The organism is Kribbella sancticallisti (assembly GCF_039530625.1).
GTDB lineage: Bacteria > Actinomycetota > Actinomycetes > Propionibacteriales > Kribbellaceae > Kribbella > Kribbella sancticallisti.
Map to the genome: position 1 here is coordinate 17118 of NZ_BAAAOS010000068.1, position 10442 is coordinate 27559.

The following is a 10442-nucleotide window of genomic DNA, read 5'->3' on the forward strand; positions in this document are numbered from 1 at the left end:
CTTAGCTCGGTCAGCCCTTGAATCGCGGGAAGGCCGAGCGACCGGCGTAGCGGGCCGCGTCGTCGAGCTCCTCCTCGATCCGGAGCAGCTGGTTGTACTTCGCGGTGCGGTCGGACCGGGCCGGGGCGCCGGACTTGATCTGGCCGCAGTTGGTGGCGACCGCGAGGTCGGCGATGGTGGTGTCCTCGGTCTCGCCGGAGCGGTGGCTCATCATGCAGGTGAAGCCGCTGCGGTGGGCCAGGTCGACGGCGTCCAGCGTCTCGGTCAGCGAGCCGATCTGGTTCACCTTCACCAGCAGCGAGTTCGCCGCCTTCTCGGTGATGCCGCGCTGCAGCCGCTCGACGTTGGTGACGAACAGGTCGTCGCCGACGATCTGGATCTTGTCGCCGAGCTGGGAGCTGAGGTTGATCCAGCCGTCCCAGTCCTCCTCGTTCAGCGGGTCCTCGATCGACACGATCGGGTACGACGCGACCAGGTCGGCGTAGTACGCGATCATCTCGTCGGACGACAACTTGGCGCCCTCGAAGGCGTACACGCCGTCGGTGTGGAACTCGCTCGCCGCCACGTCCATGGCCAGCGCGATGTCCTTGCCCGGCTGCAGGCCGGCCCGCTCGATCGCGACCAGGATCAGGTCCAGCGCGTCGCGGTTGCTCGGCAGGTTCGGGGCGAAACCGCCCTCGTCACCGAGGCCGGTGGACAGGCCCTTCTCCTTCAGCACGGCCTTCAGCGCGTGGTAGACGCCCGCGCCCTGCATGACGGCCTCGGAGTAGGTCGCCGCACCGATCGGGGCGATCATGAACTCCTGCACGTCGACGTTGCTGTCCGCGTGCGCGCCGCCGTTGAGGATGTTCATCATCGGGACCGGGAGCACATGCGCGTTCGGGCCGCCGACGTAGCGGTACAGGTCCAGACCGGCGCTCTCCGCGGCCGCCTTCGCCACCGCCAGGCTGACGCCGAGGATCGCGTTCGCGCCCAGCTTGGCCTTGTTCGGCGTGCCGTCCAGGGTCAGCAGGGCCTGGTCGATCAGCCGCTGCTCGTGAACGTCGTAGCCGACGATCTCCTTGTCGATGTCCTCCAGGATGGCCGTGACGGCCTTCTGGACACCCTTGCCGCCGTAACGGGACTTGTCACCGTCACGCAACTCGACGGCCTCGAACTGGCCGGTGGAAGCACCCGAGGGCACTGCTGCCCGGGCTACGGTGTCGTCGTCGAGGAGAACCTCGACCTCGACAGTGGGGTTGCCGCGCGAGTCAAGAATCTCGCGGGCGCCGACGGCCTCGATGGTGGCCACATCTACTCCTCTGTTCACACCTCGTTGTCAGTGCCGACAATAACGGCCAGACCAGCCGGGTCAGTGGACCGCGTCCGCCTTTTCCACCCGGCAGATCGCTTCCGGCGGCACCGAGCGGACCAGCAGAACCCCGTTGGGAGCTTCGAAAACCGGCCGGCCGAGCTTGACCGGGTCGATGCCGAGCAGGACGTCGACGGCGGATCGCCTGCCCACATGGCTGTTCCGGGACGGCGCCAGGTGCACATGCGTACGCCGTCCCGGCCGCAACCCCTCGCGGGTGATCGCGTCCAGGGCCGCCGTGTTCGTGCCGTGCCAGAGCAATTCCTGCGGTGTCACCCGTCGCCAACTGTTCTCCAAAGCTTCACAGGTGACAGGCATTCCGGCGGCGGAATGGCCCTGGCAGGCGCGAATCCGGTCGCCGTCGACCTGCAGTCGCGCCTTGTCGTTCTGCTCGACGGCGGCGGCGAGCGCAGTACGGTCCATCTGGAGGAGGGCGCAGACGTCGGCGATCGCGGCCCAGCCGTCCGGGGTCATCGCGAGTCCGCGCTCGCCCGCCGTGTGGCGGAGCAGTCGGGACAACTTCCTGCTGGCCTGGCTCACACCACGAAGCGTGTCAGCAGGGTCCGCAACATGTCGAGGCGGTTGTCGGCGGGCCGGTTCCGGCGGATGACCAGGTAGTAACGGATCGGTGGCAGATCCTTGCCCGGGACGGTCCGCACCGCGGCCGGAGTACGGACAAAGCCGTTGACCACCGCGGGACCGATGCCCATCCGCACGAAGCGGACCAGCAGAACCCGACCTTCGGCCTCCACCGCGACGGACCAGTGCGGGCCGCGCATCCAGCGCCGCTCACTCGACTGGCTGCACCACCACGACTTCTTCGGCCGGACCGGCATCCCCTTCGGGCCACGTCCGGTTCTGCCTGCGCCGCCCGGACAAGGCGATCCACTGCGCGGAACTCGGCATCACGCACTTCGTCGACGACGAAGCCGACGTCCACGCGACCCTGCGCGGGCTGGTCCCCACCGCTACCTCTTCGGCCCTCAGCGTTCGGTGCCGGCCGACCTCATCCACACGCCCGACTGGCAGACCGCCGAGGTTGCCCTGATCGCTGATCTCGCGGAACGCGCGGGTTGAAGGATCCCACCAGCGGTAGGATTAACCCATGGGCGATCCCGCACGCACAGACAAGATGAGCGTCACCATTCCCTCGGACCTGGCCGCTGAACTCCGGGCGCGAGCCGGCCGGGGCAATGTTTCCGCCTATGTGACAGACGCCTTGGTCCGGCAACTCGAGCACGACCGACTGGGGGATTTACTGGCCGAACTGGCGGAAGAACACGGTCCGGTCACCGAGGACGAACTGGCGCAGGCGCGCGCCGAATGGCCTGACCGATGAGCCCCCGTAAACGTCCCCGCCCCGACCCCCAGGGAACTCTCGTCCTGGACAACGAGGGACTGTCCCGTGCGGCGACCGACCGGGCGATGTACATCCGATTGCAGGCCGCGTACCTCGATGGCCGGCGCGTTGTGACCTCTGCCGCGATTCTGGCCGAGGCGATGCGCGGTACTGCCCGCGATGCCGGGGTCTACCGGATTCTTCGTGGTGTCGTCGTCCAGCCCGTCACTCAGGCGATCGGCGAGCAGGCGGGCAAGCTGATCGGCGCCGCGAACCTGGGGTCCGGTCAGGCGGTGGACGCAATCCTCGTCGCTACGGCCCTCAGTGAACCCGGTCCCATCGTCATAGCAACCTCCGACCTGGGCGATCTCGTCGCACTGGCTGGGGACGAGCATCGCGTGTCAGTGGTCGCCGCCGACAAGCTGTGATGGTTGCGGATGCACTCAGCCGGTGGTGAGGCCGCAGCGGGCATCGGCTAGGCCCTTCAGGTTGTCGTTGCCGGCTGTGACACCGACCTGGAAGTCGGTGCCGATGCGCCACGCGAAGTAGGCCGCCTGCACGGCGTACCGGAAGGTGAGGAAGGCGGGGAGGCTTTCGACCGGCAGGTCGGGGCGTTCGGTGAGGTAGGCGCCGACCACGTGCTGTTCCTCGCCGACGTACATGACGGCGGAGGCGAGGTCGTAGAGCTCAGGGCCGACCATCCAGCCACCCCAGTCGATCAGCGCGACCTCACCGGAGGCTTGGCGGAGGAAGGCCTCAGGTGCGGGATCACCGTGCAGCCCTGCCCACGCCAATTCCTGCCGCGCCGCCACCGCCCGTACTCCGTCCAGCGCGTCCTCGACGGCCGGCCGGATCTCCGTGAGCTCCACGTCCGTCAGCCTGTCAGCAGTAGCCGGTTCGTGGCGAAGGGTTGTCTAGGCGCCGGACTCGGCCTCGCGGACCTGGTCGGCGAGGCGGTGGGTCGCCGTACGGAGCGCTTGCTCGGGATCGACGCCAACAGCACGAGCCTGACGGACAAGCTCAAGCAGCGCATCTCCGATGCGAGCATCGTCGGAGGTCGGGGTGGGGGCGGCCGTCGCCGGGACGGCGGACGCCGCGGCGTCGGCCGGTGGGAGGATCTTGGCGGCTCGGCCCAGGACCTTGTCGGCCAGGGCCAGGGCCGGGAGGGCCAGCGGGATGCCCTCCAGGACTGAGGTGCGCTGCTTCTCGGCGGCCTTGATGGTCTCCCAGTTGGCTTCGACCGCGGCGACGCCGTCGACGGCGACGTCGGCGAAGACGTGCGGGTGGCGGCGGACCAGTTTCTCGACGATGCCGCCGGCGACGTCGTCGATCGAGAAGCCCTCTTCGGCCGTCTCCTCGGCGATCCGGGAGTGGAACGCGACCTGCAGCAACAGATCACCGAGCTCCTCGCGGAGGTGCTCGTAGTCGCCCGTGTCGATCGCCTCGAGCGTCTCGTAGGTCTCCTCGAGCAGGTACTTCGCCAGGCTCTCGTGCGTCTGCTCCTGGTCCCACGGGCAGTTCCGGCGGAGCCGGTCCATCACCCGGACCAGGTCGATCAGCCGCGCCCCCGGTACGTCGTACGAGCCGTGCACGATCTCGACCTCGTACTCCGGGCGCGGCTCGCGGGTGAGCTCGTCCGCGATCACGCGCAGCAGAGCGGGTTCACCGTCCTCGCCGACCAGCCAGGCGACCCGTCCGCCCGAGGCGGCGGCGGTGGTCAGCCAGGACCACTGCTCGCCGACGTCGCCGAGGATCTGCTGCACGACGAGCCCGGAGCCGATCAGCGCCTGCACGTCCGGGCGCTCAGGACCGGCGGAAGCACCGATCGCGGACGCGTCGGAGAAGTCTTGCCAGGCGGCCCGGGTCAGCAACCCGGGCGCCACCCGCGGACTGGTCAGGACGACCTTGATCCAGCCTGTCGATGTCACAGCCGTGACGATCAGCCCTGCGGCTGCTCAGGCTGGGGCTGCTCGCCCTCCTGGCCCGGCTGCTGCGGCTGGGCGGTCTTCTGGCTCGCCTCGGTCTGCTCGGACAGGATCGACAGCGAGCCGGAGACCTTGGGGTCGAGCTCCTTGCCGGTCCACTTGCCGTAGCGCGGCGAGACGTCGATCTTGATCTTCTCGCTGGCCTCCTGGAGCACCGCGGCGCCCGCCGTGCCCTTGGCCTGCCACTGCGGGTCGGACAGATCCGTGCCGCCGCCGAGCTTGACCTGGCCGACGAGCGCGGTCGCCGCGTCCCGGAGGAACTCGTTGCTGGCCGGGTTCGCCACCCACTGGTTGTAGGCCTGCGGGTCGACCAGGACCTTCGTCGCCCCGGCGATCTCCGCCTCGGAGATGGTGATCGAGCGATCGGCGATGACCTGGCCGGCCAGCGCGCTGCGGACCAGTTCGCTCAGCACCTGGCTCGGCGGCACCGGCTGCTTGACGATGCCGCTGATCGCGTCGGAGGTCTTTTCCAGGTCACCGACCGTGATCTCGGTGTTGCCGACCTTGGCCGCCGCACCCGGGTGCGTGCCCGCCGCGCAGCCACCGAGCAGCAGCACCGAAGCCAGCGCTACGCCGGCCGCCTGAAGCCGTCGCGATGTGCTCACCGAAATCTCCTTCAGCTGAAAACTCACTTGATCACGTCGTCGATCAGTCTGGTACACCATTGCAGCAACTCCTGGTCGCGGAGCGGCTGGCCGGCGACCGGCCGGGTGGCAGGTCTCGGCACCAGGATCGTACGCAGTTGCGCCTTGACCAGACTCTTCGGGTACAGCCTGTTCAGCCGCAGCACCTTCGAGTCGGGCAGTTCGACCGGGCCGAACCGGATCAGATTGCCCTGCAGGGTGACGTCGTGGAGACCGGCCTGACGGGCATGGTTGCGGAACGTCGCGACCTCGATCAGGTTCAGCACCGGCTGCGGGATGTCGCCGTACCGGTCGTGCAGTTCCTCGACCAGTTCCGCGATCGCGGCCTCGTCCCGCACCGCGGCCAGCCGCTGGTACATCTCCAGCCGGAGCCGCTGCGAGGGCACGTAGTCGTGCGGGAGGTGCGCGTCGATCGGCAGCTCGATCTTGACCTCGGGCTCCTCGGCCTGGGTGTCGCCGCGGTACTCCGCGACGGCCTCGCCGACCAGCCGGACGTACAGGTCGAAGCCGACGTCGGCGATGTGGCCCGACTGCTCGCCGCCGAGCAGGTTGCCGGCGCCGCGGATCTCCAGGTCCTTCATCGCCACCTGCATGCCGGCGCCGAGGTCGGCGTGCTGCGCGATCGTGGCCAGCCGGTCGTGCGCGGTCTCGGTCAGCGGCTTCTCCGGCGGGAAGAAGAAGTACGCGTACGCCCGCTCGCGGCCGCGGCCGACCCGGCCCCGCAACTGGTGCAGCTGGGACAGGCCGAGCAGGTCGGAGCGCTCGACGATCAGCGTGTTCGCGTTCGAGATGTCGATGCCGGACTCGACGATCGTCGTACAGACGATGACGTCGGACTGCTTCTCCCAGAAGCCCTGGATCACCTGCTCCAGCTGGTGCTCCGGCATCTGCCCGTGCGCGACGCTCACCCGGGCCTCCGGGACGAGCTGGCGGATCCGGGCGGCCGCCTTCTCGATCGTGTTCACCCGGTTGTGGACGAAGAAGACCTGGCCCTCGCGGAGCAGCTCGCGCCGGATCGCGGCGGTCACCTGGCCCTCCTCGTAGGCGCCGACGAAGGTCAGCACCGGGTGCCGCTCCTCCGGCGGGGTCGCGATCGTGGACATCTCCCGGATGCCGGTGATCGACATCTCCAGGGTGCGCGGGATCGGCGTCGCGGACATCGTCAGTACGTCGACCGCCGTCCGCAACTGCTTCAACTGCTCCTTGTGCTCGACCCCGAAGCGCTGCTCCTCGTCGACCACGACCAGGCCGAGGTCCTTGAACTGGACCTCGCCGCCGAGCAGCCGGTGCGTCCCGATCACCACGTCGACCGTGCCGTCGGCCAGGCCGTCCATGGTGCCCTTGGACTCTTTGTCGGTCTGGAACCGCGACAGCGGTGCCACGTTCACCGGGAACGCCGCGTAGCGCTCGGCGAACGTCGCGTAGTGCTGCTGGACCAGCAGCGTGGTCGGAACCAGTACGGCGACCTGCTTGCCGTCCTGCACCGCCTTGAACGCCGCCCGGACCGCGATCTCCGTCTTCCCGTAGCCCACGTCACCGCAGACGATCCGGTCCATCGGGGTGATGCGTTCCATGTCGTGCTTCACGTCGTCGATGGTGGCCAACTGGTCCGGCGTCTCCACGAACGGGAACGCGTCCTCCAGCTCACGCTGCCAGGGGGTGTCCTTGGCGAACGCGTGGCCCTTGGTCGCCTGCCGCGCGGCGTACAGCTTGATCAGTTCGCCGGCGATCTGGCGGACCGCCTTGCGGGCGCGGCCCTTGCGCTTGGCCCAGTCCCCGCCGCCCATCTTGTCCAGCGAGGGCTGCTCGCCGCCGACGTACCGGGTGACCTGGTCGAGCTGGTCGGTCGGCACGTACAGCCGGTCGCCCGGCTGGCCGCGCTTGCTCGGCGCGAACTCGATCACGATGTACTCGCGGGTGGCCTTCTGGGCGCCGGAGCCGACGGTGCGCTGCATCATCTCGACGTACCGGCCGACGCCGTGCTGCTCGTGCACGACGTAGTCGCCCGGAGCCAGCTCCAGCGGGTCCACCGTCTTCTTCCGGCGGCTCGGCATCCGTTGCTGCGAACGCCGTTCGGCCGCCGACCGCTGACCGGCCAGGTCGTTCTCGGTGAGCACCGCGAACTTGATGCCCTCGGCAATGAAACCGCGGTCGAGCTGGCCCTGCGAGATCTGCACGACGCCGATGGCGGGGATCTCGTCGATGCTCTCCACCGTGCGGGCGGGCAGCTCGGCCTCGGAGAACACCTCGGCCAGCCGCTGGGCCGGGCCGTGTCCCTCGGTGACGCAGACGACGCGCCAGCCGTCACGGAGCCAGCCGCGCACGTCCTCGACGGCAGCGGCGGTCTCGCCGCGGTACGGGTCGACCTCGTGGGCGGCGACCGCGCGGCTGCGGACGGCCCCGGCGTCGGTGTCGATGTCCAGGGAGATCCGCTCGCCCATCGAGTCGCGCAGCTCCGGCGCGTCCGTCGGGGCGGCAGCGAACGGCGACATGCTCCACCAGGCGAGGCCCTTGCCCAGGGCATGCGCTCGGACGTCCGCGAGCGACATGTACGCCGCTGCGCCGAGGTCGATCGGGGCGTCGCCGCCACCGGCGGCGGCAGCCCACGACGCCTCCAGGAACTCCTGGCTGGTGGCGACCAGGTCGTGCGCCCGGGCCCGGACCCGCTCGGGGTCGGAGACCACCACGTGCGTTCCGGCCGGCATCAGGTCGACCAGCAGTTCCATGTGGTCGACGAGGACGGGCGCGAGTGACTCCATCCCCTCGACCGCGTGCCCCTCGGCGAGCTTCTCGAACAACTCGGCCAGTTCCGGGTGCTCCTTGGCCAGTACTGCGGCCCGCTGCCGCACCTCGTCGGTCAGCAGCAACTCACGGCACGGAGGCGCCCACAGCCCGTGTTCGGCGATCTCGAGCGACCGCTGGTCGGCGACGGCGAAGTACCGGATCTCCTCCACGTCGTCGCCGAAGAAGTCCACCCGCAGCGGGTGCTCCTCGGTCGGGGGGAAGACGTCGATGATCCCGCCGCGGACGGCGAACTCGCCGCGCCGCTCGACCAGGTCCACCCGGTGGTACGCCGCGCCGGCGAGCCGCTCGACGACGTCCTCGAGCTCCATCGAGTCGCCCACGTGCAACTGGACCGGGCGCAGGTCGGCGAGCCCCGCCACCTGCGGCTGCAGCACCGAACGAACCGGGGCCACCAGGATCTTGATCGGCCCGGTCGTCTCGTCCGACGGATCCGGGTGCGCCAGCCGACGCAGTACGGCGAGCCGGCGGCCGACCGTGTCCGACCGCGGCGACAACCGCTCGTGCGGCAGCGTCTCCCAGGCGGGGTAGTAGGCGACCGTGCCGGGCTCGACCAGGCACTGCAGCGCCTCGGTCAACTCCTCGGCCTCGCGGAAGGTCGCGGTCACCGCCAGCACCGGGCGATCCGCGCCGCGGGCCGCCGCCAGGGCAGCCATCAGCACCGGGCGGACCGGCCCGGGAGCGCTCAGGTCAAGCGTCGTGACGCCGTCCGTCCGGGCGTCCCGAACGGCCTCGGCCACCACCGGATCGGTGATGAGGGTGTCGACCAGACCGGCCAGTTTCACGAGTTGTCCAGCATCACGAGTTGTACTTCCCTTGGGTTACTTCGAGGCCGTCGGTGAGCAGGGACTCGACTGCGTCCGCGGTCCGATCGACAGCGAACGGGAGATCCTTGCGTTCGGTCGAGGAGAACTCGTTCAGGACGAAGTCGGCCGGGCTCTGCCGGCCGGGCGGACGCCCGACCCCGAACCGGATCCGATAGTAGTCACCGCCGCCAAGCGACTTGCGGATCGACTTGAGCCCGTTGTGGCCGTTGTCGCCGCCGCCGAACTTGGCCCGCAGGACGCCGAAGTCGATGTCCAGTTCGTCGTGGATGACGACCAGGCTCGCGGGCTCGACCTTGAAGAACTTCAGCAGGCCGGAGACCGGGCCGCCGGACTCGTTCATGTACGAGCGGGGCTTGGCCAGGATCGTCCGGATCCCGCTGATCCGGGTCTCCACCACCTCGGCCTTGGCCTGCTTGTGCTGCTTCCAGCCGCCGCCGACCCGGGCGCCCAGTTCGTCGGCGACCATCTGCCCCACGTTGTGCCGGGTCTTGGCATAGGAAGGACCGGGATTCCCCAGCCCGACGACCAACCACACGTCGTCCGCCACGAATCCCGGCCCTCCTGTTGAAGCTGTGGTGATCGGCTGCCTACTCGGCGGCGGCGGCGACCGTCTCGTTCGAGGCGACCTCCGGCTCGTCCCGCTCGATGCCGGCCTCGGCCTCGGCCTCGGCCATCTCCGCGTCGGCCTGCTCGGCGGTCTGGGCCGCGGTCACGTTGACGATCAGCGTGTCCGGCTCGATGGCCAGCGTCGTACCGGCCGGGAGCTTCAGGTCGGAGGCGTGGATCTGCGCACCGGCATCCAGGCCCTCGACGGAGACGGTGACGCCGTCCGGGATGTGGGTGGCCTCGGCCTCGACCAGGACGGTCGGGTGCTCGAGCACGACCAGGGTCTCGCTGACCGCGTCGCCCTCGAGGTGCACGGCGATGTCGACCTGCACCTTCTCACCGCGCTTCACGATGACCAGGTCGACGTGCTCGATGGTGTTCTTGATCGGGTCGCGCTGGACCTGCTTCGGCAGCGCCAGCAGGCTCTCCGAGCCCTCGACCTCGATCAGCAGCAGCGCGTTGGCGGTCTTCAGCGCCAGCATGGTGTCGTGACCGGGCAGCGTGATGTGCACCGGGTCCGTGCCGTGGCCGTACAGAACGGCGGGCACCTTGTGGTCGCGGCGGATACGGCGGGCAGCACCCTTGCCGAACTCCGTGCGCGACTCGGCGTGGATCTTGACCTCGGCCACGAGATGAACTCCTCAAGTGCGTTGCGGTGATGTGTTGTCAGTGGTGATGCTGCTTGGCCTCAGCGGGCACGTCTTGACTCCCGGGAAAGGCGTCAGGCAACGAACCACCGCGTCGATCACGGAGCCGCGACCCGTCAAGACTTCATCCGGGGGGCGTCCCTCGCCGAGGCAACCAAAACAGTCTACCCACCACTTCGCCCAGACAGGAAATCCGTCCTGGGGGTGAATTGTTCACCGTGGTCCGGTGACGACTTTCGGC

Annotated in this window: 10 protein-coding genes and 1 pseudogene; 2 read left to right on the forward strand and 9 right to left on the reverse strand. The window is 69.3% G+C overall.

The window, feature by feature from the left end:
- Positions 1-10: 10 nt before the first annotated feature.
- Genes eno through ABD255_RS41605 form a run of 3 tightly spaced genes read right to left on the reverse strand, consistent with a single transcriptional unit; the run spans position 11 to position 2187 of the window.
- On the reverse strand, positions 11-1291 hold the full coding sequence (eno, locus tag ABD255_RS41595; protein WP_344222373.1) for a phosphopyruvate hydratase: 1281 nt from the start codon (positions 1289-1291) through the stop codon (positions 11-13).
- A gap of 60 nt (positions 1292-1351) precedes the next feature.
- Positions 1352-1891: an RNA 2'-phosphotransferase gene (locus ABD255_RS41600; RefSeq protein WP_344222374.1), complete on the reverse strand. Its 540-nt coding sequence runs from the start codon at positions 1889-1891 to the stop codon at positions 1352-1354.
- Complete coding sequence (locus tag ABD255_RS41605; RefSeq protein ID WP_344222375.1) at positions 1888-2187, reverse strand: hypothetical protein; 300 nt, start codon at positions 2185-2187, stop codon at positions 1888-1890. Before ABD255_RS41605 ends, ABD255_RS41600 begins: the two co-directional genes overlap by 4 nt.
- 269 nt (positions 2188-2456) lie before the next feature.
- Between ABD255_RS41605 and ABD255_RS41610 the strand changes: the two genes are divergently transcribed.
- Entirely contained in the window at positions 2457-2690 is a 234-nt protein-coding gene (locus ABD255_RS41610; protein ID WP_344222376.1) for a hypothetical protein, read from the forward strand.
- On the forward strand, positions 2687-3118 hold the full coding sequence (locus ABD255_RS41615) for a PIN domain-containing protein (RefSeq protein ID WP_344222377.1): 432 nt from the start codon (positions 2687-2689) through the stop codon (positions 3116-3118). Before ABD255_RS41610 ends, ABD255_RS41615 begins: the two co-directional genes overlap by 4 nt.
- A 15-nt stretch (positions 3119-3133) precedes the next feature.
- On the opposite strand, the pseudogene ABD255_RS41620 reads toward ABD255_RS41615, so the two are convergent.
- The 6 genes and pseudogenes from ABD255_RS41620 to ABD255_RS41645 form a co-directional block, all read right to left on the reverse strand.
- Positions 3134-3583, reverse strand: a pseudogene (locus tag ABD255_RS41620) (phosphotransferase); the annotation flags it as partial.
- 21 nt (positions 3584-3604) lie between these two features.
- Complete coding sequence (locus ABD255_RS43985) at positions 3605-4618, reverse strand: nucleoside triphosphate pyrophosphohydrolase (RefSeq protein WP_425554647.1); 1014 nt, start codon at positions 4616-4618, stop codon at positions 3605-3607.
- A gap of 11 nt (positions 4619-4629) precedes the next feature.
- The gene (locus ABD255_RS41630) at positions 4630-5280 is read right to left on the reverse strand and encodes a SurA N-terminal domain-containing protein (RefSeq protein ID WP_344222378.1); all 651 of its coding nucleotides are present in this window, start codon (positions 5278-5280) and stop codon (positions 4630-4632) included.
- Positions 5281-5303: 23 nt separating this feature from the next.
- On the reverse strand, positions 5304-8906 hold the full coding sequence (gene mfd, locus ABD255_RS41635) for a transcription-repair coupling factor (RefSeq protein ID WP_344222379.1): 3603 nt from the start codon (positions 8904-8906) through the stop codon (positions 5304-5306).
- A 13-nt stretch (positions 8907-8919) separates the two neighbouring features.
- The gene (pth, locus tag ABD255_RS41640) at positions 8920-9495 is read right to left on the reverse strand and encodes an aminoacyl-tRNA hydrolase (protein WP_344222380.1); all 576 of its coding nucleotides are present in this window, start codon (positions 9493-9495) and stop codon (positions 8920-8922) included.
- Positions 9496-9535: 40 nt separating this feature from the next.
- Complete coding sequence (locus ABD255_RS41645) at positions 9536-10183, reverse strand: 50S ribosomal protein L25/general stress protein Ctc (protein WP_344222381.1); 648 nt, start codon at positions 10181-10183, stop codon at positions 9536-9538.
- Positions 10184-10442: the final 259 nt, after the last annotated feature.